Annotated in this window: 19 protein-coding genes; 18 read left to right on the plus strand and 1 reads right to left on the minus strand. The window is 57.6% G+C overall.

All coding sequences use genetic code 11. The annotated features are described in order from the left end of the window. Positions 1–46 precede the first annotated feature (46 nt). From aroA to ACOYA6_RS03585, 11 genes are all read left to right on the plus strand, one after another. On the plus strand, positions 47–1,330 hold the full coding sequence (gene aroA, locus ACOYA6_RS03535; protein ID WP_422654056.1) for a 3-phosphoshikimate 1-carboxyvinyltransferase: 1,284 nt from the start codon (positions 47–49) through the stop codon (positions 1,328–1,330). A gap of 183 nt (positions 1,331–1,513) precedes the next feature. After that, on the plus strand, positions 1,514–2,197 hold the full coding sequence (cmk, locus tag ACOYA6_RS03540; RefSeq protein ID WP_039029485.1) for a (d)CMP kinase: 684 nt from the start codon (positions 1,514–1,516) through the stop codon (positions 2,195–2,197). Positions 2,198–2,308: 111 nt separating this feature from the next. After that, the gene (gene rpsA, locus ACOYA6_RS03545) at positions 2,309–3,982 is read left to right on the plus strand and encodes a 30S ribosomal protein S1 (protein WP_032617357.1); all 1,674 of its coding nucleotides are present in this window, start codon (positions 2,309–2,311) and stop codon (positions 3,980–3,982) included. Between the two features lie 120 nt (positions 3,983–4,102). Continuing rightward, entirely contained in the window at positions 4,103–4,390 is a 288-nt protein-coding gene (ihfB, locus tag ACOYA6_RS03550; protein WP_039029484.1) for an integration host factor subunit beta, read from the plus strand. 213 nt (positions 4,391–4,603) lie between these two features. After that, the gene (locus ACOYA6_RS03555) at positions 4,604–6,868 is read left to right on the plus strand and encodes a ComEC family protein (protein ID WP_422654057.1); all 2,265 of its coding nucleotides are present in this window, start codon (positions 4,604–4,606) and stop codon (positions 6,866–6,868) included. 36 nt (positions 6,869–6,904) lie between these two features. Continuing rightward, positions 6,905–8,653, plus strand: coding sequence for a lipid A ABC transporter ATP-binding protein/permease MsbA (msbA, locus tag ACOYA6_RS03560; protein WP_039029482.1), 1,749 nt, complete (start codon positions 6,905–6,907; stop codon positions 8,651–8,653). Continuing rightward, a complete protein-coding gene (lpxK, locus tag ACOYA6_RS03565; protein ID WP_422654058.1) occupies positions 8,650–9,654 on the plus strand; it encodes a tetraacyldisaccharide 4'-kinase in 1,005 nt (334 codons plus the stop codon). Before msbA ends, lpxK begins: the two co-directional genes overlap by 4 nt. A 15-nt stretch (positions 9,655–9,669) precedes the next feature. Next, positions 9,670–10,899, plus strand: coding sequence for a winged helix-turn-helix domain-containing protein (locus ACOYA6_RS03570; protein ID WP_039029480.1), 1,230 nt, complete (start codon positions 9,670–9,672; stop codon positions 10,897–10,899). Positions 10,900–10,944: 45 nt separating this feature from the next. Beyond that, positions 10,945–11,127, plus strand: a complete 183-nt coding sequence (gene ycaR / locus ACOYA6_RS03575; protein WP_106992589.1) for a protein YcaR — start codon at positions 10,945–10,947, stop codon at positions 11,125–11,127. Beyond that, the gene (gene kdsB, locus ACOYA6_RS03580) at positions 11,124–11,870 is read left to right on the plus strand and encodes a 3-deoxy-manno-octulosonate cytidylyltransferase (RefSeq protein WP_139564689.1); all 747 of its coding nucleotides are present in this window, start codon (positions 11,124–11,126) and stop codon (positions 11,868–11,870) included. Before ycaR ends, kdsB begins: the two co-directional genes overlap by 4 nt. A 139-nt stretch (positions 11,871–12,009) precedes the next feature. Continuing rightward, entirely contained in the window at positions 12,010–12,903 is an 894-nt protein-coding gene (locus tag ACOYA6_RS03585; RefSeq protein ID WP_039029477.1) for a YcbJ family phosphotransferase, read from the plus strand. Here ACOYA6_RS03585 and elyC read toward each other — a convergent pair. Further along, positions 12,880–13,659, minus strand: coding sequence for an envelope biogenesis factor ElyC (gene elyC / locus ACOYA6_RS03590; protein WP_422654059.1), 780 nt, complete (start codon positions 13,657–13,659; stop codon positions 12,880–12,882). The genes ACOYA6_RS03585 and elyC overlap by 24 nt on opposite strands. Positions 13,660–13,783: 124 nt before the next feature. Here elyC and cmoM point away from each other — a divergent pair, with 124 nt between their 5' ends. The 7 genes from cmoM (at position 13,784) to ACOYA6_RS03625 (ending at position 24,422) form a co-directional block, all read left to right on the plus strand. Beyond that, positions 13,784–14,569, plus strand: a complete 786-nt coding sequence (cmoM, locus tag ACOYA6_RS03595; protein WP_422654060.1) for a tRNA uridine 5-oxyacetic acid(34) methyltransferase CmoM — start codon at positions 13,784–13,786, stop codon at positions 14,567–14,569. Then, a complete protein-coding gene (gene mukF, locus ACOYA6_RS03600) occupies positions 14,566–15,888 on the plus strand; it encodes a chromosome partition protein MukF (protein WP_039029474.1) in 1,323 nt (440 codons plus the stop codon). The genes cmoM and mukF overlap by 4 nt, the downstream gene beginning before the upstream one ends. After that, positions 15,869–16,573 carry a chromosome partition protein MukE gene (gene mukE / locus ACOYA6_RS03605; RefSeq protein ID WP_039029473.1) on the plus strand — a complete coding sequence of 235 codons (705 nt, stop codon included), beginning with the start codon at positions 15,869–15,871 and terminating at the stop codon, positions 16,571–16,573. The genes mukF and mukE overlap by 20 nt, the downstream gene beginning before the upstream one ends. Next, positions 16,573–21,021, plus strand: a complete 4,449-nt coding sequence (gene mukB / locus ACOYA6_RS03610; RefSeq protein ID WP_039029472.1) for a chromosome partition protein MukB — start codon at positions 16,573–16,575, stop codon at positions 21,019–21,021. The genes mukE and mukB overlap by 1 nt, the downstream gene beginning before the upstream one ends. A 184-nt stretch (positions 21,022–21,205) precedes the next feature. Next, positions 21,206–23,029 carry a L,D-transpeptidase gene (gene ldtD, locus ACOYA6_RS03615; protein ID WP_138369436.1) on the plus strand — a complete coding sequence of 608 codons (1,824 nt, stop codon included), beginning with the start codon at positions 21,206–21,208 and terminating at the stop codon, positions 23,027–23,029. 178 nt (positions 23,030–23,207) lie between these two features. Then, positions 23,208–23,756 carry a peptidoglycan L,D-endopeptidase MepK gene (gene mepK / locus ACOYA6_RS03620; protein WP_039029470.1) on the plus strand — a complete coding sequence of 183 codons (549 nt, stop codon included), beginning with the start codon at positions 23,208–23,210 and terminating at the stop codon, positions 23,754–23,756. Between the two features lie 18 nt (positions 23,757–23,774). After that, positions 23,775–24,422, plus strand: coding sequence for an MBL fold metallo-hydrolase (locus tag ACOYA6_RS03625; protein ID WP_039029469.1), 648 nt, complete (start codon positions 23,775–23,777; stop codon positions 24,420–24,422). Positions 24,423–24,485: the final 63 nt, after the last annotated feature.

Consider the following 24,485-nt stretch of genomic DNA (forward strand, 5'->3'; position numbering starts at 1 on the left):
GCCTGGCTGCGGGGTTTTTATTATGTTGAATTGAGAATTAAATTTCATGGAATCCCTGACGTTACAACCTATTGCCCGGGTAGATGGCACCATCAATCTGCCTGGTTCAAAAAGTGTCTCGAACCGCGCCTTGCTGCTGGCAGCGCTGGCAAACGGCACCACTGTTCTCACTAACCTGCTGGACAGCGATGACGTTCGCCATATGCTCAATGCGCTGAAAGCGTTGGGAGTCCACTATACTCTGTCCGCCGATCGCACCCGTTGCGAAGTCACCGGTAACGCCGGTGCGCTGCACTCCGCCGACGCGCTGGAACTTTTCCTTGGCAATGCCGGCACGGCAATGCGCCCGCTGGCTGCGGCCCTGTGTCTAGGCAGCAATGACATCGTGCTGACCGGCGAACCGCGTATGAAAGAGCGCCCTATTGGCCATCTGGTGGATGCGCTGCGTCAGGGCGGCGCGCAGATCGATTATCTGGAGCAGGAAAACTATCCGCCGCTGCGTCTGCGCGGTGGCTTTACCGGCGGCGAAGTGGTGGTGGACGGCAGCGTATCCAGCCAGTTCCTGACCGCACTGCTGATGACCGCGCCGCTGGCGCCGCAGGACACCACCATCGCCATTAAAGGTGAGCTGGTTTCTAAACCCTATATCGATATCACGCTGCATCTGATGAAGACCTTTGGCGTTGAAGTCGAAAACCAGAACTACCAGCGTTTCGTGGTGCGCGGGGCTCAGCAGTACCAGACGCCGGGCAATTACCTGGTGGAAGGCGATGCTTCATCGGCCTCCTACTTCCTGGCGGCAGGCGCCATTAAAGGCGGTACCGTTAAAGTGACCGGTATTGGCCGCAACAGCGTGCAGGGTGATATTCGCTTTGCCGATGTGCTGGAGAAGATGGGCGCGGTGGTCACCTGGGGCGATGACTACATCTCCTGCACCCGCGGTGAACTGAACGCCATTGATATGGACATGAACCATATCCCCGATGCGGCGATGACCATTGCCACCGCGGCACTGTTTGCCAAAGGCACCACCACGCTGCGCAACATTTATAACTGGCGTGTGAAAGAGACCGATCGCCTGTTTGCCATGGCGACCGAGCTGCGTAAAGTGGGTGCCGAAGTGGAAGAGGGCGAAGACTACATTCGCGTGACCCCTCCGGCGAAACTGCAGGTTGCGGAGATTGGCACCTATAACGATCACCGCATGGCGATGTGCTTCTCGCTGGTGGCGCTGTCGGATACGCCGGTCACCATTCTGGATCCGAAATGCACCGCGAAAACCTTCCCGGACTATTTCGAGCAGCTGGCGCGCATCAGCACCCTGGCCTGATAAACCCATGCCGCACCGCCCGGTGCGGCATTTCCTTACGCTTCCTGACGTTGCCATCGCCCATTTCTTCTACACTCAGCTTCAATCATTCCGTAATTTGCACGCAAAGGTAACAGTTGTGCACATTGGCGCGTATAATGCGCGGCGTTCACACAACGGTATGCCTAATTTAAGGAGAAAAAGATGACGGCAATTGCCCCGGTTATCACCATTGACGGGCCAAGTGGCGCAGGTAAAGGCACGCTGTGCAAAGCGATGGCGGAAGCACTGCAATGGCATCTTTTAGATTCGGGCGCAATCTATCGTGTGCTGGCGCTGGCTGCGTTGCACCATCATGTTGATGTCGCTTCTGAAGAGGCTCTGGTGCCGCTGGCCGCCCATCTGGATGTGCGTTTTGTCTCCACCAACGGCAATCTGGAAGTGATTCTTGAAGGGGAAGACGTGAGCGGTGAGATCCGCACTCAGGAAGTGGCGAACGCCGCCTCTCAGGTCGCTGCTTTCCCACGCGTTCGCGAGGCGCTTTTACGCCGCCAGCGCGCGTTCCGCGATGCCCCTGGCCTGATCGCTGACGGACGCGACATGGGAACTGTGGTTTTCCCTGACGCGCCGGTGAAAATTTTCCTTGACGCTTCCTCGGAAGAGCGTGCGCAGCGCCGCATGCTACAGTTGCAGGAAAAGGGCTTTAGTGTTAACTTTGAACGTCTTTTGTCTGAGATAAAAGAGCGCGACGATCGCGACCGTAATCGCGCCGTTGCACCGCTTGTTCCCGCAGATGATGCATTAGTTCTGGATTCTACCAGTTTAACTATTGAGCAAGTGATTGAAAAAGCGCTACAATATGCGCGCCAAAAACTGGCAATCGCGTAATCGCGACCGATTTAGCAGTACCCCCGCTGCAATGGATTGACGGCGGGTATGTGAAACAACCCCATCCGGCACGGAGCCAGGTGGACGTTAATATTAACCTGAAGATTAAACATGACTGAATCTTTTGCTCAACTGTTTGAAGAATCCTTAAAAGAAATCGAAACCCGTCCGGGTTCCATCGTTCGTGGTGTTGTTGTTGCTATCGACAAAGATATCGTACTGGTTGACGCCGGTCTGAAATCTGAGTCTGCCATTCCGGCAGAGCAGTTCAAAAACGCCCAGGGCGAGCTGGAAATCCAGGTTGGTGACGAAGTTGACGTTGCTCTGGATGCAGTAGAAGACGGCTTCGGTGAAACCCTGCTGTCCCGTGAGAAAGCTAAACGTCACGAAGCTTGGATCACGCTGGAAAAAGCTTACGAAGAAGCTGAAACTGTAGTCGGTGTTATCAACGGCAAAGTCAAAGGCGGCTTCACTGTTGAGCTGAATGGTATTCGTGCGTTCCTGCCAGGTTCACTGGTAGACGTTCGTCCAGTTCGTGACACCCTGCACCTGGAAGGCAAAGAGCTTGAGTTCAAAGTAATCAAGCTGGACCAGAAGCGTAACAACGTTGTTGTTTCCCGTCGTGCCGTTATCGAATCCGAAAACAGCGCAGAACGCGATCAGCTGCTGGAAAACCTGCAGGAAGGCATGGAAGTCAAAGGTATCGTTAAGAACCTCACTGACTACGGCGCATTCGTTGACCTGGGCGGCGTTGATGGCCTGCTGCACATCACCGACATGGCGTGGAAACGCGTTAAGCACCCAAGCGAAATCGTGAACGTGGGCGACGAAATCACTGTTAAAGTGCTGAAGTTCGACCGCGAACGTACTCGTGTATCCCTCGGCCTGAAACAGCTGGGCGAAGATCCATGGGTTGCTATCGCTAAACGTTACCCAGAAGGTACTAAACTGACTGGTCGCGTTACCAACCTGACCGACTACGGCTGCTTCGTCGAAATCGAAGAAGGCGTTGAAGGCCTGGTTCACGTTTCCGAAATGGACTGGACCAACAAAAACATCCACCCATCCAAAGTTGTTAACGTTGGTGATGTAGTGGAAGTTATGGTTCTGGATATCGACGAAGAACGTCGTCGTATCTCCTTGGGCCTGAAGCAGTGCAAAAACAACCCATGGCAGCAGTTCGCGGAAACCCACAACAAGGGCGACCGTGTTGAAGGTAAAATCAAGTCTATCACTGACTTCGGTATCTTCATCGGCCTGGACGGCGGCATCGACGGCCTGGTTCACCTGTCTGACATCTCCTGGAACGTTGCAGGCGAAGAAGCAGTACGTGAATACAAAAAAGGCGACGAAATCGCAGCAGTTGTTCTGCAGGTTGACGCAGAGCGTGAGCGTATCTCCCTGGGCGTTAAACAGCTCGCAGAAGATCCGTTCAACAACTGGGTTGCACTGAACAAGAAAGGCGCAATCGTAAACGGTAAAGTGACTGCAGTTGACGCTAAAGGCGCAACCGTAGAACTGGCTGACGGCGTTGAAGGTTACCTGCGCGCTTCTGAAGCTTCACGTGACCGCGTTGAAGATGCAACTCTGGTTCTGAGCGTAGGCGACGACGTTGAAGCTAAATTCACCGGCGTTGATCGTAAGAACCGTGCAATCAGCCTGTCTGTTCGTGCTAAAGACGAAGCTGATGAGAAAGATGCAATCGCAACTGTTAACAAACAGGAAGATGCAAACTTCTCCAACAACGCAATGGCTGAAGCTTTCAAAGCAGCTAAAGGCGAATAAGTTACTCGTAGAGTGACTTGACAGATTGCAGGATTCGTCCTGTAATCAATAACAAAGGGCGGCTACGGCCGCCCTTGTTTAAGCTGTTTAGCTAATTGGTTTGAAGGAACCGGAGGAATCATGACCAAGTCAGAATTGATTGAAAGACTTGCCAGCCAGCAATCGCATATTCCTGCGAAAGCAGTGGAAGACGCTGTAAAAGAGATGCTGGAGCATATGGCTACCACTCTTGCACAGGGTGAGCGCATTGAAATCCGCGGTTTCGGTAGTTTTTCTCTGCACTATCGTGCTCCACGTACCGGGCGTAACCCGAAGACTGGCGACAAAGTAGAGCTGGAAGGTAAATACGTTCCGCACTTCAAGCCGGGTAAAGAACTGCGCGATCGCGCCAATATTTACGGCAACTGAGTTTAGCCTGCGGGCGAAACTGAGTGACCATCAGAAAAGCACCTGCGGGTGCTTTTTTCGTTTCTCAACTCCGGATCCGGAACCCGCGCCGCAAATCTTGCAGCTCTTTGCTGCAAACCGTTGATTTACGCCAGCCTGCCTCGCAATCGCGCAATTTCACACCTGACATATCCACTCTGTGACCGCACACTGCCCTGACACAGGGAGGTGTAAATGCGTTTAACTGCATTAGCGACATGTCTGATCCTGGCTATCCTGCCACTGCTCTGGCTGCCCGCGCTGCCTGCACTACCGTTAATACAGGCCATAGCGATTGCCGGATGTCTGCTCGCCTTAATTCGCCATGACATTACCCGCTACAGTGGCTTCTGGCTGCTGTTTTTTGCCTGGGGGGCGCTTGCCGCACAAAGTACGGTCTGGCCGATGCAGAATCTGACCGGAGGTCCGCAGAAAGCCGGAGTAGAGATCGTCGCGGTTGAGAGCGATACGGCGTATCGGGCCCGCATTATCCAGCTTGATGGTAAAGCAGTGGTGCCTGCGGTGGGCGTTACGTTGTATGGCAATACATTGCCGCAGCCGAGATGTGCCGGACAGCGCTGGAGCATGACTTTGTCGTTACGCGCCGTTCACGGGCAACTCAACGATGGCGGGTTCGATTCTCAACGCTATGCCCTGGCGCAGCATCAACCCCTGACCGGGCGTTTTACCCACGCTGAAGTGAAAGATGCCCGCTGTAGCTTACGCGCCCGCTATCTCGCCTCGCTGACAACCACGCTCTCAGCGTATAGCTGGGGGCCGGTTCTTATGGGGCTGGGCATGGGGGAGCGGCTGGCAGTCTCGGCAGACGTCAAAGACCTGATGCGGGAAACCGGTACCGCGCATCTGATGGCGATTTCGGGTTTGCACATTGCGCTGGCAGCGTCGGTTATCTGGCTTCTGGTGCGGGGTATGCAATTTTTTATCCCGGTACGCTGGATGAGCTGGCGAGCCCCGTTGGTGGCAGGGTTCTGCTTTGCCGCCTTTTACGCCTGGCTTACCGGAATGCAGCCACCCGCGTTGCGCACCGTCGTCTCACTGGGAGCTTGCCTGGCACTGCAGTTGAGCGGCCGCCTCTGGTCTCCCTGGCAGATCTGGCGAGTCTGCATCGCCGCCATTTTGCTGGCCGATCCGCTGGCCGTACTGTCGCACAGCCTGTTGTTGTCTGCCTTTGCGGTAGCGGTGCTGATTTTCTGGTATCAGTGGGTGCCTGCGCCACGCTTGTCTGCCCCATGGGCAGTCCGGGCCGGGGTTAACCTGCTGCACCTGCAGCTCGGCATGCTTTTACTGTTGCTGCCGGTGCAGATCGTCGTGTTTCATGGTTTTAGCCTTTCGTCCCTGGTCGCGAATCTGGTGGCGGTGCCGCTGGTGACCTTTATCTCGGTGCCGCTGATTTTACTGGGGATGGGGCTGCATCTCCTGCCCTGGCCAAATGTGGAAAACATGGTCTGGGCTCTGGCGGATGGCTCACTGTCGCTACTGTTTCGATTTTTAACCACGCTGCCCGACGGCTGGATCACGGTCGATAAACGCTGGCTGTGGCTGACCCTGCTGCCGTGGGGGGCCATCGTCGCCTGGCGAATGCGCGGCGCACGAACGTATCCAGTTGTGTGTGTATCAGTACTGGTGCTGGCGACCAGTCCGCTATGGCGAGAGAACAAAACAGAGGGCTGGGCCGTGCATATGCTGGATGTCGGCCAAGGGCTGGCAATGGCGATCGAGCGTCAGGGGAGGGTGATTCTCTATGACACCGGTCCTGCATGGCCGGGTGGAGACAGCGCGCAACAGCTGATTATTCCCTGGCTACGGTGGCACCATTTGCGCCCGGAGGGGGTGATTGTCAGCCATGAGCACCTCGACCACATCGGTGGTCTGGTATCGCTACGCAAGGCGTGGCCTGAAATGTGGATAAGAAGTCCGCTGGGCTGGGCCGGGCATGACCCCTGCGTGCGCGGGGAACGCTGGCAGTGGCGGGGTTTGACCTTCAGCGCACACTGGCCCATTGCCAGCACACCGCAGCGTGGTAACAACGGTTCCTGCGTGGTTAAGGTTGAGGACGGGACGCATAGCCTGTTGTTAACAGGGGATATTGAGGCGCAGGGAGAAAAAGCGATGCTCAGTCGTCACTGGCAATATCTTGCGTCTACACTTATCCAGGTGCCGCACCATGGCAGCAATACCTCTTCGTCGCTTCCTCTGGTGCAGCGGGTTGGTGGGCAGATCGCCCTGGTGTCTGCATCCCGCTATAACGCGTGGCGACTGCCTTCAGTCAAAGTGGCTCGCCGTTACAGAAAGGAGGGGTATATGTGGTTAACAACCCCCCGTTCAGGACAACTTACCGTCTCGTTTTCGCAACATGGCTGGCAAATCCATAGCTTACGGGATCAAATTTTGCCCCGTTGGTATCATCAGTGGTTTGGCGCGCCCGGAGATAACGGGTAGAATATGCGGCTATTTCAACAAATGCTGGTTTTTTGAATGCATAACGACAAAGATCTCTCCACGTGGCAGACCTTCCGCCGACTCTGGCCGGTGATTGCACCCTTCAGAACGGGCCTTATCGTGGCGGGCGTAGCGTTAATCCTCAACGCAGCCAGCGATACCTTCATGTTATCGCTCCTCAAACCGTTACTGGACGACGGTTTTGGTAAAACGGATCGCTCAGTGTTGCTATGGATGCCGCTGGTGGTTATCGGCCTGATGATTTTACGCGGCATCACCAGCTATATCTCCAGCTACTGCCTCTCCTGGGTATCGGGCAAAGTGGTGATGACCATGCGCCGCCGCCTGTTCAGCCACATGATGGGCATGCCGGTAGCGTTCTTTGACAAGCAGTCGACCGGTACCCTGCTGTCCCGCATTACCTACGATTCCGAGCAGGTGGCTTCCTCCTCCTCCAGCGCGCTGATCACCGTGGTGCGTGAAGGGGCCTCGATCATTGGCCTGTTCGCCCTGATGTTCTGGTACAGCTGGCAGCTGTCGCTGATCCTTATCGTGCTGGCGCCGATTGTGTCGATTGCCATCCGCGTCGTCTCGAAGCGTTTTCGCAGCATCAGTAAGAACATGCAAAACACGATGGGGCAGGTGACCACCAGCGCAGAGCAGATGCTGAAAGGCCATAAAGAGGTACTGATCTTTGGCGGCCAGGACGTTGAAACCAAGCGCTTCGATAAGGTCAGCAATAAAATGCGTCTGCAGGGGATGAAGATGGTTTCTGCCTCTTCCATTTCCGATCCGATCATTCAGTTGATTGCCTCCCTGGCGCTGGCATTCGTGCTGTATGCCGCCAGCTTCCCGAGCGTAATGGAAACCCTGACCGCCGGTACCATCACCGTGGTCTTCTCATCGATGATTGCCCTGATGCGCCCGCTGAAATCGTTAACCAACGTTAACGCCCAGTTCCAGCGCGGGATGGCAGCCTGTCAGACACTGTTCGCCATCCTTGATTCCGAACAGGAAAAAGACGAAGGCAAACGCGTGATCGAACGCTCAACCGGGGATGTGGAATTCCGCAACGTGACCTTTACCTATCCGGGTCGCGATACGCCTGCGCTGCGCAACATCAATCTGAAGATCCCGGCAGGTAAGACCGTGGCGCTGGTGGGCCGCTCTGGCTCGGGTAAATCAACCATCGCCAGCCTGATCACCCGCTTCTACGATATTGATGAAGGTGAGATCCTGATTGATGGCCACGACCTGCGCGAATATACCCTGCAGTCGCTGCGTAATCAGGTCGCGCTGGTCTCCCAGAATGTGCATCTGTTCAACGACACCGTAGCCAATAACATCGCTTACGCCCGTACTGAAGAGTACAGCCGCGAGCAGATCGAAGCGGCGGCGCGGATGGCCTATGCCATGGACTTTATCAATAAGATGGATAACGGTCTGGATACCATTATCGGCGAAAACGGCGTGCTGCTCTCCGGCGGTCAGCGCCAGCGTATCGCCATTGCGCGTGCGCTGCTGCGTGACAGCCCAATACTGATCCTCGATGAAGCTACCTCGGCGCTGGATACCGAGTCCGAACGCGCCATCCAGTCTGCGCTGGATGAGTTGCAGAAGAACCGTACCTCGCTGGTGATCGCTCACCGCCTGTCGACCATCGAAAAAGCCGATGAAATCGTGGTGGTGGAAGATGGCTACATCGTCGAGCGGGGCAGTCATGCCGACCTGCTGGCCCATCAGGGCGTATATGCTCAGCTTCATAAGATGCAGTTTGGCGCATGATTGCTCGCATCTGGTCCGGTGAGTCTCTACTCTGGCTGCTGCTGTTGCCGCTCTCCTGGCTGTATGGCCTGGTCAGCGGCCTCATCCGCCTGAGTTATAAAGTGGGGCTCAAAAGGGCCTGGCGTGCGCCGGTGCCGGTGGTGGTGGTGGGGAACCTCACCGCTGGTGGCAACGGTAAAACGCCGGTAGTGATCTGGCTGGTGGAAGAGCTTACTAAGCGCGGAATTCACGTGGGCGTTGTCTCCCGGGGATACGGCGGCAAGGCGGAGCGCTATCCGCTGCTGCTGACCGCGCAAACAACCACGGCGCAAGCGGGCGATGAGCCGGTGCTGATCTTTCAGCGCACCGGCGCGCCCGTCGCGGTTTCGCCGGTGCGCAGCGAAGCGGTGCAGGCTCTGCTGGCTCATGAAAATATCCAGATCGTCATTACCGACGATGGCCTGCAGCACTACGCCCTGGCCCGGGATAAAGAGATTGTGGTCATCGATGGCGTGCGCCGCTTTGGTAACGGCTGGTGGCTACCTGCCGGGCCAATGCGCGAGCGCGCGTCGCGTTTACAAACGGTGGATGCGGTTATCGTTAACGGCGGCACGGCGCAGGCGGGCGAGATCCCCATGCAGCTGCGCCCGGGGCTTGCCGTGAACCTGCAGACCGGTGAGCGGCGCGATGTAGCTGAGCTTAACAATCTGGTTGCGATGGCCGGTATCGGGCATCCCCCGCGCTTTTTCTCCACCCTGGAAGCCTGCGGCGCGACGCTTCAGAGTACGGTGCCGCTGGCCGACCACCAGGCGCTGAGCCTGGAGCAGGTTGCGGCCTTTACCGCGCCCGGCCAGACGCTGATCATGACCGAAAAAGATGCGGTGAAATGCCGCGCCTTTGCCCGGGATAACTGGTGGTATTTACCGGTTGATGCACAACTGCAGGGCGAAAAGCCTGAGCGACTGCTTCAGGAACTGATTGCCCTCGCAGGGCAGACAAATGAGGTTTCGCCCGTGCACTAACTGACAGGAAAAAGCATGGCTTTACCGCAACTCACGCTTTCAGCCGCACGTCATCTCCATCTTGCCGCCCAGGGGCTTTTGAAAAAGCCCCGTCGCCGCGCCCGGCCCGCCGATATTCTTACTACCATCCAGCGCATGTCGCTCCTGCAGATCGACACCATCAATATCGTCGCTCGCAGCCCTTATCTGGTGCTGTTCAGCCGCCTCGGCCGTTATTCACCCGACTGGCTGGATAACGCCCTGCGTCAGGGAGAGTTGATGGAGTACTGGGCGCATGAGGCGTGCTTCCTGCCGCGCAGTGACTTTGCGCTGGTGCGTCACAGAATGCTCGCCCCCGATAAAATGGGCTGGAAATACCGTCAGGCCTGGATGCAGGAACATGCGGATGAAATTGAACAACTGATCGCGCATATTCAGGAGAAGGGCCCGGTTCGTTCCGCCGATTTTGAACATCCCCGCAAAGGGACGAGCGGATGGTGGGAGTGGAAACCGCACAAGCGCCATCTTGAAGGCTTGTTTACCGCCGGAAAGGTGATGGTGGTCGAAAGGCGCAACTTCCAGCGCGTTTACGATCTCACCCACCGGGTGATGCCACAGTGGGATGACCGCCGGGATATGCTGACCCAGGCAGCGGCAGAAGCCGTGATGCTGGAAAACAGCGCCCGTAGCTTAGGTCTTTTCCGCGCTCAGTGGTTAGCCGACTATTACCGCCTGCGCCAGCCGGTGCTGGCGCCACTGCTTGAGCGCTGGCAGGCGCAGCAGCAGGTCGTTCGCGTCGAGGTTGAGACCCTGGGCGAGATGTGGCTGCATAGCGATCTGCTGCCGCTGCTTCCCCTCGCCCTGGAGGGGAAACTCACCGCGACCCACAGCGCTGTCCTGTCGCCGTTTGATCCGGTGGTCTGGGATCGCAAGCGCGCGGAGCAGCTGTTTAATTTCAGCTATCGGCTGGAGTGCTACACCCCGGCTCCGAAACGTCAGTATGGATATTTCGTCCTGCCGCTGCTGCATAAAGGGCAACTGGTGGGACGGATGGATGCCAAAATGCACCGCAAAGCCAGCGAGCTTGAGGTCATCGCGCTTTATCTGGAAGAGGGCGTTAGGATCAGCGCTGGGCTGGAAAAAGGGCTCATCACGGCAATCAGTGATTTTGCGGGCTGGCAGGGGGCAACACGCATCGTGACAGGCCATCTTCCTGACGGCCTTTTTCAGGCCTGTCGAAGTGGCTGGGAAATAGACGCGGTCTGAAAAAGGAATATGGTAAGCTTTACCGATTATTGATACGGAGGAACTATGGATCACCGTTTACTGGAAATTATTGCCTGCCCGGTGTGCAACGGCAAACTCTACTACAGCCAGGATAAGCAGGAGTTAATCTGCAAACTGGATAACCTGGCCTTTCCCCTGCGCGACGGCATTCCCGTCCTGCTGGAAACCGAAGCCCGTTCGCTGGCGGCTGAAGAGAGCAAACCATGAGTTTTGTTGTCATTATTCCGGCTCGCTTTGCCTCCACGCGTCTGCCGGGTAAACCGCTGGTCGATATCAACGGCAAGCCGATGATCGTGCATGTGCTTGAACGTGCGCGTGAGTCCGGCGCGGAGCGGATCATTGTCGCCACCGATCATGAAGACGTGGCGCGTGCGGTGGAAGCCGCGGGCGGCGAAGTGTGCATGACCCGCGCCGATCACCAGTCCGGTACCGAGCGTCTGGCTGAAGTGGTTGAAAAATGCGGCTTCAGCGACGACACGGTGATTGTTAACGTGCAGGGCGATGAGCCGATGATCCCGGCGGTCATTATTCGTCAGGTAGCTGAAAACCTGGCCCAGCGTCAGGTGGGTATGGCGACGCTGGCCGTGCGGGTTCACAGTGCGGAAGAAGCTTTCAACCCGAACGCCGTGAAGGTGGTGCTGGACGCCGAAGGCTATGCGCTCTATTTCTCCCGCGCCACCATTCCCTGGGATCGCGATCGTTTTGCTGAATCCCGGGATAACATTGGCGACACTATCCTGCGTCATCTGGGCATTTATGGCTATCGTGCCGGCTTTATCCGCCGATACGTCACCTGGCAGCCGAGCCCGCTGGAAAACATCGAAATGCTCGAGCAGCTGCGTGTGCTGTGGTACGGCGAGAAGATCCACGTCGCCGTCGCGCACGAAGTGCCGGGTACAGGCGTTGATACGCCGGAAGATCTGGCCCGCGTTCGCGCTGAGCTGCGTTAATCCCCGCTATCCCCTCTTCTGAGGGGATTTTTTTGCCTCGTTTTTCTGAATTTCTGCTACAGAATCGTCTCATAAGAGTGACATCCGCCCGTCAGGCGCTCATTATAAAAGCAGTAGTCTTAATGGGGGTAATCTCAAAATGGAACAGCTGCGAGCCGAACTCAGCCATCTGCTGGGTGAAAAACTGAGCCGTGTGGAATGCGTGCATGAAAAGGCGGATACCACGCTGTGGTCGTTGTACGACAGTCAGGGAAACCCCATGCCGCTTCTGGCGCGAAGCTTCTCTACGCCGGACGTTGCCCGCCAGCTGGCATGGAAAATCTCCATGCTGGCCCGCAGCGGCACGGTCAGAATGCCAACGGTGTATGGCGTGATGACCCATGAGGAGCATCCCGGTCCTGACGTCCTGCTGATTGAACGCCTGCGCGGCGTTCCGGTAGAAGCCCCCGCGCGCACGCCGCAACGCTGGGAGCAGCTTAAGGATCAGATTGTCGAAGCGCTGCTTGCCTGGCACCGGATGGACAGCGGCGGGCTGGTCGGTGCGGTGGACAGCACCCAGGAAAACCTCTGGCCGCTCTGGTATCGCCAGCGGGTCGAGGTGCTGTGGGGAACGCTGAATCAGTACCACAACACCGGACTGACCATGCAGGATAAACGGATCCTGTTTCGCACCCGGGAGTGCCTGCCCGCCCTGTTTGAGGGGTTCAACGACAACAGCGTGCTGATCCACGGTAATTTTACCCTGCGCAGCATGCTCAAGGATCCGCGCAGCGATCAGCTGCTGGCGATGGTCGGCCCCGGGGTGATGCTGTGGGCCCCCCGGGAGTATGAGCTGTTTCGCCTGAGCGAGAGCGGACAGGCGGAGGATTTACTCTGGCACTATCTGCAGCGCGCGCCGGTATCAGAGGCGTTCGTCTGGCGGCGCTGGCTGTATATGCTGTGGGACGAAGTGGCGCAACTGGTGAATACCGGGCGCTTTAGCCGCGCCAGCTTCGACCTGGCCTCGAAATCACTGCTCCCCTGGCTCGCCTGACGCGCCTTTCAGCCACTGCCAGACGCGCCCGAGGGTCTCATAGCCCACGCGATCGCTGTGCATCAGCCATACCGGGGACGGAATAATCCGTTCCCACGGGTTGAGCGGGGCGCTGATGGCCAGCTGGTTCGCGGGCGCGGGCAGCGGATGCAGTCCCTGACGCTCAAAGAAGATCATCGCCCGCGGCAGATGGGAGGCCGACGTCACCAGCAGGAACGGGGCATCGCCAATCGCTTGCTTAACCGCCGCGGCCTCCTCCTCGGTATCTTTCGGGCTGTCGAGGGTGATAATCGCCTCGCGCGGCACGCCCAGCGACTGCGCCACGCGCGCCCCCGCTTCGGCGGTACTCACCGGATTGCTCTGCGCCGCTGCCCCGGTAAAGATCATCTTCGACCCCGGATTAGCCAGCCACAGCCGCATCCCCTCGTTGAGGCGCGGCAGGCTGTTGTTGATCAGATTCGAGCTCGGGGCCCAGTCAGGATCCCAGGTATAGCCCCCGCCGAGCACCACGATGTACTTAACTTTTTGATCTCCCTGCCATGTAGGGTATTTGTCTTCCACCGGACGTAACAGCCCGTCAGCCACCGGCTGCAGGCTCAGCAGCGTGAGCACCAGCCAGCCTGCCGTAATCAAAATTTTGCCGGTTTTTTGATAGCGGCTGACCCACAGCAACCCCAGGCCCAGCGCGATGCACAGCAGAAGAAGAGGGAGGGGAAGCATCATGCCGCCAATATATTTTTTTAGGGTAAAAAGCATCCTTTCTGGCTCCTTTTTTGACCATATAGCCGATGATTGTCAGCGATATTACACCAGAGAGGTTCATTCTCCGCCCGGCTGTGACAAAATAGCGGTTTTGCAGTTAGCGGGTGGAGCTCTCCCAATGCGGGATCGCAATTTTGATGACATCGCGGAAAAGTTTGCCCGCAACATATACGGCACGACCAAAGGCCGGCTGCGGCAGACGATCCTCTGGCAGGATCTGGACATCCTGCTGGCCAGTTTTGGCGAGAAGAAACTGCGTGTCCTCGACGCCGGAGGTGGTGAAGGCCAGACGGCGATAAAGATGGCTGAACGTGGACATCACGTCATCCTTTGCGATCTCTCGGCGGAGATGATCGCCCGCGCCGAAAGCGCCGCGGCGGAAAAAGGTGTGAGCGATAACATGCAATTTATACATTGCGCCGCTCAGGACATCGCACAACATTTGGAAACCCCGGTTGATCTGATATTGTCTCATGCGGTGCTGGAATGGGTCGCCGACCCCCAGGCGCTGCTGAAGACGCTGTGGTCGATACTGCGCCCCGGCGGCGCGCTGTCGTTGATGTTCTACAACGCCAACGGCCTGTTGATGCGTAACGTGCTGGTGGGTAATTTCGGTTATGTGCAGCAGGGCATGTACAAAAAGAAACGCCGCACGCTGTCACCGGACTTTCCGCGCGACCCGCAGCAGGTTTATAGCTGGCTGGAAACCGCCGGCTGGCAGATTACCGGGAAAACCGGCATAAGGGTGTTTCATGATTATCTTCGCGATAAACAGAAGCAGCATGACTGTTTCGACGCCCTGACAGAATTAGAGACGCGGTACTGTCGCCAGGAGCCTTACCTTAGCCTTGGCCGTTATATACATGTCACCGCGCACAAGCCGCAGAGCAAGGATAACTTATGAGTGAATTTTCCCAGACAGTCCCCGAACTGGTTGCCTGGGCCCGAAAAAACGATTTCTCCCTCTCGCTGCCGGTAGACAGACTCTCTTTTCTGCTGGCGGTCGCCACGCTGAACAGCGAACGGCTGGATGGAGAAATGAGCGAGGGCGAACTGGTGGACGCGTTCCGCCACGTCAGTGATGCGTTTGAGCAAACCAGCGAAACCATTAATGTGCGTGCCAATAACGCGATTAACGATATGGTGCGTCAACGTCTGCTGAACCGCTTTACCAGCGAACTGGCGGAAGGGAATGCCATTTATCGCCTGACGCCACTGGGCATCGGCATTACCGACTACTACATTCGCCAGCGCGAATTCTCGACCCTGCGCCTCTCGATGCAGCTCTCCATCGTGGCGGGCGAACTGAAGCGTGCGGCCGATGCCGCCGACGAAGACGGCGACGAGTTCCACTGGCACCGCAACGTCTACGCGCCGCTGAAATATTCCGTGGCCGAGATTTTCGACAGCATCGATCTGACCCAGCGCATCATGGACGAACAGCAGCAGCTGGTGAAAGACGATATCGCCCAACTGCTGAACAAAGACTGGCGCGCGGCGATATCCAGCTGTGAAATGCTGCTGTCAGAAACCTCCGGCACCCTGCGTGAACTGCAGGATACGCTGGAGGCGGCGGGCGACAAGCTGCAGGCCAACCTGCTGCGCATCCAGGACGCCACCCTGGCCCATGACAACCTGCATTTTGTTGATCGTCTGGTCTTCGACCTGCAAAGCAAGCTGGACCGCATCATCAGCTGGGGCCAGCAGGCGATTGACCTGTGGATCGGCTACGACCGTCACGTGCATAAATTTATCCGTACCGCTATCGATATGGATAAAAACCGCGTGTTCGCCCAGCGTCTTCGTCAGTCGGTACAGACCTATTTCGATGCGCCGTGGGCATTGACCTACGCCAGCGCCGACCGTCTGCTCGATATGCGTGACGAAGAGATGAGCCTGCGCGACGAAGAGGTTACCGGCGAGCTGCCAGCCGATCTGGAATATGAAGAATTTAACGAAATTCGGGAACAACTTGCGGCAATGATCGAGGAGCAGCTGGCGATCTTCAAAGCCAAAAACACACCGCTGGATCTCGGTCTGGTGGTGCGTGACTACCTCGCACAATACCCGCGCGCCCGCCATTTCGATATCGCCCGCATCGTGGTCGATCAGGCGGTTCGCCTGGGCGTCGCGCAAGCAGATTTCACCGGCCTGCCGCCGAAGTGGCAGCCGATTAACGATTACGGAGCCAAGGTACAGGCGCATGTCATTGACAAATATTGAACACGTGATGCCAGTTAAACTGGCCCAGGCGCTGGCAAATCCGATCTTTCCGGCGCTGGACAGCCAGCTGCGTGCCGGTCGTCACATTGGTCTCGACGAGCTGGATAATCACGCTTTTTTGATGGATTTTCAGGAATACCTGGAAGAGTTTTACGCCCGCTATAACGTGGAGCTGATCCGCGCCCCGGAAGGGTTCTTCTATCTGCGCCCACGCTCCACCACGCTGATTCCGCGCTCGGTGCTTTCCGAGCTGGACATGATGGTCGGGAAGATCCTCTGCTACCTCTATCTCAGCCCTGAGCGTCTGGCTAACGAAGGCATCTTCACCCAGCAGGAGCTCTATGACGAGCTGTTGACCCTGGCTGACGAAGGCAAGCTGCTGAAGCTGGTGAACAACCGCTCCACCGGCTCTGACGTAGACCGTCAGAAATTACAGGAAAAAGTGCGCTCCTCCCTGAACCGTCTGCGCCGTCTGGGGATGGTGTGGTTTATGGGCCATGACAGCAGCAAATTCCGCATCACCGAATCGGTGTTCCGCTTCGGTGCCGACGTACGTGCAGGCGATGACGCCCGTGAAGCCCAGCTGCGCATGATCCGTGATGGCGAAGCGATGCCGGTGGAAAACCATCTGCAGCTCAATGACGAGCATGAAGACACTCAGCCGGATAGCGGGGAGGAAGAGTAATGATTGAACGCGGTAAATTTCGCTCACTGACGCTGGTTAACTGGAACGGTTTCTTTGCCCGCACCTTTGATCTCGATGAGCTGGTGACCACGCTCTCGGGCGGTAACGGGGCAGGGAAATCCACCACCATGGCGGCATTCGTCACGGCGCTGATCCCTGACTTAACCCTGCTGCACTTCCGTAACACCACCGAGGCCGGTGCCACCAGCGGTTCGCGCGATAAGGGTCTGCACGGTAAGCTGAAAGCGGGTGTCTGTTATTCCGTGCTGGACGTGATCAACTCCCGTCATCAGCGCGTGGTGGTTGGCGTCCGTTTACAGCAGGTCGCCGGTCGCGACCGTAAAGTGGACATCAAACCCTTTGCCATTCAGGGGCTGCCAACCTCCGTCCAGCCAACCGCGCTGCTGACGGAAACCCTGAACGAACGCCAGGCGCGCGTGCTCACGCTCCAGGAGCTGAAAGACAAGCTGGAAGCCATAGAGGGCGTACAGTTCAAGCAGTTCAACTCCATTACCGATTACCACTCGCTGATGTTCGATCTGGGCATCGTCGCGCGCCGTCTGCGCTCCGCATCGGACCGCAGCAAATACTATCGCCTGATTGAGGCCTCGCTCTACGGCGGGATCTCCAGCGCCATTACCCGCTCCCTGCGTGACTACCTGTTACCGGAAAACAGCGGCGTGCGTAAGGCCTTCCAGGATATGGAAGCGGCGCTGCGTGAGAACCGCATGACGCTGGAAGCGATCCGCGTGACCCAGTCGGACCGCGATCTGTTCAAGCACCTGATCAGCGAAGCCACCAACTACGTGGCCGCCGACTATATGCGCCACGCCAACGAGCGCCGCATTCATCTCGATCAGGCCCTTGAGTATCGCCGCGAGCTGTTTACCTCACGTCAGCAGCTGGCGTCCGAGCAGTACAAACACGTTGAGATGGCCCGTGAGCTCTCCGAGCATAACGGGGCGGAAGGGGATCTGGAGGCCGATTACCAGGCCGCCAGCGATCACCTGAACCTGGTCCAGACCGCGCTGCGTCAGCAGGAAAAAATCGAGCGCTATGAAGCGGACCTCGATGAGCTGCAAATTCGTCTCGAAGAGCAGAACGAAGTGGTGGCGGAAGCTGCCGACAAGCAGGAAGAGAACGAAGCCCGGGCCGAAGCCGCCGAGCTGGAAGTGGATGAGCTGAAAAGCCAGCTCGCCGACTATCAGCAGGCGCTGGACGTCCAGCAAACCCGCGCCATTCAGTACAACCAGGCGCTGCAGGCGCTGGAGCGCGCGAAAGCGCTCTGTCATCTGCCGGATCTGACGCCTGAGAGCGCGGATCAGTGGCTGGAAACTTTCCAGGCCAAAGAGCAGGAAGCAACTGAAAAGCTGCTGAATCTCGATCAGAAAATGAGCGTGGCGCAAACCGCGCACAGCCAGTTTGAACAGGCTTACCAGCTGGTGGCGGCGATTAACGGTCCGCTGGCGCGCGCTGAGGCGTGGGAAGTGGCCCGCGAGCTGCTGCGTGATGGCGTGAACCAGCGTCACCAGGCTGAGCAGGTTCAGCCGCTGCGTATGCGTCTGAACGAGCTGGAACAACGTCTGCGTGAACAGCAGGAGGCGGAACGCCTGCTGGCCGAGTTCTGTAAGCGTCACGGCAAACGGGTCGATATTGACGATCTGGAAGGCTTACATCAGGAGCTGGAAGCCCGCATCGCGTCGCTGTCCGACAGCGTCTCCAGCGCCAGCGAACAGCGCATGGCGCTGCGTCAGGAGCTGGAGCAGCTGCAGTCGCGTATTCAGACGCTGATGCAGCGCGCCCCAGTCTGGCTGGCGGCCCAGAGCAGCCTCAGCCAGCTGAGCGAGCAGTGCGGCGAAGAGTTCGAATCCAGCCAGGACGTGACGGAATATCTGCAGCAGTTGCTGGAGCGCGAGCGCGAAGCCATTGTTGAACGTGATGAAGTGGGCGCGCGCAAGCGGGCGGTCGATGAAGAGATCGAACGTTTAAGCCAGCCGGGCGGGGCAGAAGACGCCCGTCTGAACACCCTGGCAGAACGCTTTGGCGGCGTGCTGCTGTCAGAAATTTATGACGACGTCAGCCTGGAAGATGCGCCGTATTACTCTGCGCTCTACGGTCCGTCCCGCCACGCTATCGTGGTGCCGGATCTGTCGCTGATCGCCGACCAGCTTGAAGGGCTGGAAGATTGTCCGGAAGATCTCTATCTGATCGAAGGGGATCCGCAGTCGTTCGATGACAGTGTGTTTGGCGTCGATGAGCTGGAAAAAGCGGTGGTGGTGAAAATCGCCGATCGCCAGTGGCGTTACTCGCGCTTCCCGTCGCTGCCGCTGTTTGGCCGCGCCGCGCGTGAAAGCCGCATTGAGAGCCTGCACACCGAGCGTGAAGCGCTGTCTGAACGCTTTGCCACGCTCTCGTTTGACGTCCAGAAAACCCAGCGTCTGCACCAGGCGTTCAGCCGCTTTATCGGCAGCCATCTTGCCGTGGCCTTTGAAGCCGATCCGGAAGCCGAAATCCGCAAGTTCACCACGCGCCGTAGCGAGCTTGAACGCGCGATTTCAGCCCACGAAAACGACAACCAGCAGAGCCGCGTCCAGTTCGAGCAGGCCAAAGAGGGCGTCGCTGCCCTGAACCGCATTCTGCCGCGCCTCAATCTGCTGGCGGACGACACCCTCGCCGATCGCGTGGATGAGATCCAGGAGCGTCTCGACGAAGCCCAGGAAGCCGCGCGCTTTGTGCAGCAGTACGGCAACCAGCTGGCGAAGCTCGAGCCGATGCTCTCCGTTCTGCAGAGTGACCCGGAACAGTTCGAACAGTTGAAAGAAGATTACGCCTGGTCACAGCAGGTTCAGCGCGAAGCCCGTCAGCAGGCCTTTGCCCTGACCGAAGTTTCCCAGCGCCGGGCGCACTTCAGCTACTCCGATTCGGCTGAGATGCTCAACGGCAACAGCGATCTGAACGAGAAGCTGCGCCAGCGTCTGGAGCAGGCGGAAACGGAACGTACCCGCGCCCGTGAGGCGATGCGTAGCCATGCCGCCCAGCTGAGCCAGTACAACCAGGTACTGGCGTCGCTGAAAAGCTCCTATGACACCAAGAAAGAGCTGCTGACCGACCTGCATAAAGAGCTGCAGGATATTGGCGTGCGTGCCGACAGCGGGGCAGAGGAGCGGGCGCGCATTCGTCGTGACGAACTGCATGCCCAGCTCAGCAATAACCGCGCGCGTCGCAATCAGCTGGAAAAAGCGCTCACCTTCTGCGAAGCGGAGATGGACAACCTGACCCGTCGTCTGCGCAAGCTGGAGCGTGACTATCACGAGAAGCGCGAGCAGGTCGTGACCGCCAAAGCGGGCTGGTGTGCCGTGATGCGGATGGTGAAAGACAACGGAGTTGAACGTCGTCTGCACCGTCGCGAGCTGGCCTATCTCTCCGGCGATGAGCTGCGTTCCATGTCGGATAAGGCGCTGGGCGCGCTGCGTCTGGCGGTGGCGGATAACGAACACCTGCGCGATGTGCTGCGCATGTCCGAAGATCCGAAGCGTCCTGAACGTAAAATTCAGTTCTTCGTGGCGGTGTATCAGCATCTGCGCGAGCGCATTCGCCAGGATATCATCCGCACCGATGACCCGGTTGAAGCCATTGAACAGATGGAGATCGAGCTGGGCCGTCTGACGGAAGAGCTCACCTCCCGCGAGCAGAAGCTGGCCATCAGCTCCCGCAGCGTGGCGAATATCATCCGTAAAACGATCCAGCGCGAACAGAACCGTATCCGCCAGCTCAACCAGGGCCTGCAGAGCGTGTCGTTCGGCCAGGTTAACAGCGTGCGACTGAACGTTAACGTGCGTGAAGCCCACGCCACGCTGCTGGACGTGCTGGCCGAGCAGCACGAGCAGCACCAGGATCTGTTCAACAGCAACCGCCTGACCTTCTCCGAAGCGCTGGCGAAGCTGTATCAGCGTCTGAATCCGCAGATCGACATGGGCCAGCGCACGCCGCAAACCATCGGTGAGGAGCTGCTGGACTACCGTAACTATCTCGAGATGGAAGTGGAAGTTAACCGTGGCTCCGACGGCTGGCTGCGCGCAGAATCCGGGGCCCTTTCCACCGGGGAAGCGATCGGTACCGGGATGTCGATTCTGGTGATGGTGGTCCAGAGCTGGGAAGATGAATCCCGCCGTCTGCGCGGCAAGGATATCTCGCCGTGCCGCCTGTTGTTCCTCGATGAGGCAGCGCGTCTGGATGCCCGCTCTATCGCCACGCTGTTTGAGCTGTGCGATCGTCTGGATATGCAGCTGATTATCGCGGCGCCGGAAAACATTAGCCCGGAGAAAGGGACCACCTACAAACTGGTGCGTAAGGTCTACCAGAACAGCGAGCACGTGCACGTTGTTGGTCTGCGCGGTTTTGCCCCGCAGCCCCCGGAATCCCTTCCCGGCACGGCTGATGCCATTTGAGGATTCTGAAAGTTAACCATGGCGGCCCCGGGGCCGCCCTTTTTTTATCCCTTGAGCTTGTACTGGCGGCTGCGTTAACTTTAAACTTCTTTACATAAGGTAAGGCTGGTGCCGTTCTGCCTTCCTATAATGAAGTGAAGCCCCGGTGATGAGGGCGTGACGTACAGCAAACAGGGGGCAAGGGATGTTGCTGAATAAAATGTATGGTCGTCGGCTGTCGGCGCTGAGTTTGTGCCTGACGGTTTTAGTTGCTCCACTGTTTAATGCCCGGGCCGATGAGCCCGAACTGGTTCCTGTCGACAGCTCCGCCACTATGGGCGCACAGCCTACGTCGCTGTCGCAGCCGCTGGAACAATCGCCTGCTACCGCCATGATGGCCGGTATCCAGCCGCTGCCAGCGGATGTTAACGCGGAACAGCGCCGCCAGGAGCTGATCGCGGCCCTGCCTGCCGGTTACACTCCGGCTTATCTCAATCAACTGACGCTGCTGTATGCTGCACGCGACATGAAGCCCATGTGGGACGATCGTGAAGCCGTGCGTGCGTTCCAGCAGCAGCTTGCCGAAGTCGCTATCGCCGGTTTTCAGCCGCAGTTTACCGCCTGGGTTGAGCTGCTGACCCAGCCTGCCGTCACCGGGATGGCGCGTGACGTGGTGCTCTCCGATGCGATGATGGGCTACCTGCAGTTTGTGGCAGGGATCCCGGTCAACGGTAACCGCTGGCTCTACAGCAATAAACCTTACAAGCTGGCGACGCCGCCGCTGTCGGTGATCAACCAGTGGCAGCTGGCGCTGGATAACGGCACGGTGCCGCATTTCATTGCCGGGCTTGCCCCGTCGCACCCGCAGTATGCGATTATGCACCAGTCGCTGCTGCAGCTGGTGGCTGACACGCAGCCCTGGCCACAGCTACAGAGCACGGCCAAACTGAGCCCCGGGCAGTGGAGCAGCGACGTGCCGGCATTGCGTGAAATCCTCAAACGCTCAGGCGTGATTGACGGCGGGCCAAAAATTGCCCTGCCGGGTGACGATCCCCAGAGTGTGGTCGTCAGTCCGTCGGCTCCGGCGGTCGAGAAGAAAAAGAAATCTCTCTCCAGCAAGCCGGCCGCCTACGACCGGAGTCTGGTTGAGGCGGTAAAAGCCTTCCAGACCAGCCAGGGGCTGGGGGCTGATGGCGTTATTGGTCAGGGAACGCGCGATGCGCTGAATATGACCCCAGCACAGCGTGCCGGGGTGCTGGCGCTGAATATCCAGCGTCTGCGTCTGCTGCCGGGAACCTTGTCTACCGGCATCATGGTAAATATTCCGGCCTTTTCGCTGGTCTATTATCAGAACGGCAGCGAGGTGCTGGCCTCACGGGTGATTGTCGGTCGTCCGGATCGCAAAACGCCAATGATGAGCAGCGCCCTGAATAATGTGGTGGTTAACCCGCCGTGGAACGTGCCGCCTACGCTGGCGCGCAAAGATATCCTGCCGAAGGTGTGGAACGATCCGGGTTATCTTGAACGCCACAACTATACGGTACTGCGCGGCTGGAACAGTAAAGAGGCGATTGATCCGTGGCGCGTAGACTGGGCGACCATCACGCCTGCGAATCTGCCTTTCCGCTTCCAGCAGGCACCCGGGGCGCACAACTCCCTGGGCCGGTATAAGTTCAATATGCCCAGCTCGGATGCGATCTATCTGCACGATACCCCTAACCACAACCTGTTCCAGAAGGATGTTCGCGCGCTGAGTTCCGGCTGCGTGCGCGTCAATAAGGCGTCAGAGCTGGCAAATATGTTGTTACAGGATGCGGGCTGGAACGACACACGTATCTCCGACGCGCTGAAGCAGGGCGACACGCGATATGTGAATATCCGCCAGAATATTCCGGTTAATCTGTACTATCTGACCGCCTTCGTCGGCAAGGATGGCCGGACCCAGTATCGTACAGATATTTACAATTATGATGAGACTGCCCGGTCTAACACACAAATCCTGACCAAAGCAGAACAATTAATCAGGTAAATGAAGAAGTTCGGACAATTCTGGTAGCCTGAGTGAAAAAATAAACGGGGCATTGCGGCTGCAAGCCCCGTATTTCCTGGGTTGTGGTGCCTTGACGATGACAGGTTTGCCCGGTAATGTGCCCTTCGTGCGCTGTAAAGCATCTATACGATAACATTGACCTGTAGACCTGATTACCATGGACAAATTCGACGCAAATCGCCGTAAGTTATTGGCGTTAGGTGGCCTTGCGCTGGGCGCGGCCATCTTACCCACGCCATCATTTGCCACGCTCTCTACCCCTCGACCACGCATTTTGACGCTAAATAACCTGCATACAGGTGAGTCAATAAAAGCCGAGTTTTTTGATGGTCGGGGCTATATTCAGGACGAATTAGCCAAGCTGAATCATTTCTTCCGTGATTTCCGCGCTAATAAAGTCAAAGCCATCGATCCAGGATTATTCGATCAGCTTTACCGCCTGCAGGGTTTGCTGGGCACCCGCAAACCCGTACAGCTCATTTCCGGTTATCGCTCTCTTGATACCAATAATGAATTACGCGCCCACAGCCGCGGTGTAGCGAAAAAAAGCTATCACACCAAAGGGCAGGCGATGGATTTTCATATTGAAGGCGTTTCGTTAGCCAATGTTCGCAAAGCTGCGTTATCTATGCGCGCAGGTGGTGTAGGATATTACCCACGTAGCAACTTTGTGCATATTGATACCGGGCCATTGCGGCACTGGTAATAACAAATCAGGAGCAGTATGAACTATCGTATTATTCCGGTCACCGCGTTTTCCCAGAACTGTTCGCTTATCTGGTGTGAACAAACCAAACTGGCAGCCCTGGTCGATCCCGGTGGCGATGCAGAGAAGATCAAACAGGAAGTCGCTGCCGCTGGCGTGACTTTAATGCAGATCCTGCTGACCCACGGCCATCTCGATCACGTAGGCGCAGCGGCTGAACTGGCGCAGCACTATGGCGTGCCGGTGATTGGCCCGGAAAAAGAAGATGAGTTCTGGCTGCAGGGATTACCGGCCCAAAGCCGCATGTTTGGTCTTGATGAATGTCTGCCGCTGACCCCGGATCGCTGGCTGAATGAAGGCGAGAGCGTAAACGTAGGTAATGTGACGCTACAGGTCTTGCATTGCCCGGGCCATACGCCTGGCCACATCGTCTTCTTTGATGACCAGTCGCGTCTGCTGATTTCCGGCGACGTGATCTTCAAAGGCGGTGTAGGGCGCAGTGATTTCCCGCGTGGGGATCATGGTCAGCTGATTCGCTCAATTAAAGAGAAATTATTACCGCTGGGCGATGATGTCACCTTTATCTCCGGCCACGGCCCAATGTCGACGCTGGGCTACGAACGGCTGCACAACCCGTTCCTGCAGGATGAAATGCCGGTCTGGTAAAGAAGAATTGAAAAAGCCTGCTTTGAGCAGGCTTTTTTTTCCCGGCGGCGCTAACTTTTGCAC

It is taken from the genome of Leclercia barmai, from assembly GCF_049312895.1.
In the GTDB taxonomy this organism is placed as follows: domain Bacteria; phylum Pseudomonadota; class Gammaproteobacteria; order Enterobacterales; family Enterobacteriaceae; genus Enterobacter; species Enterobacter barmai.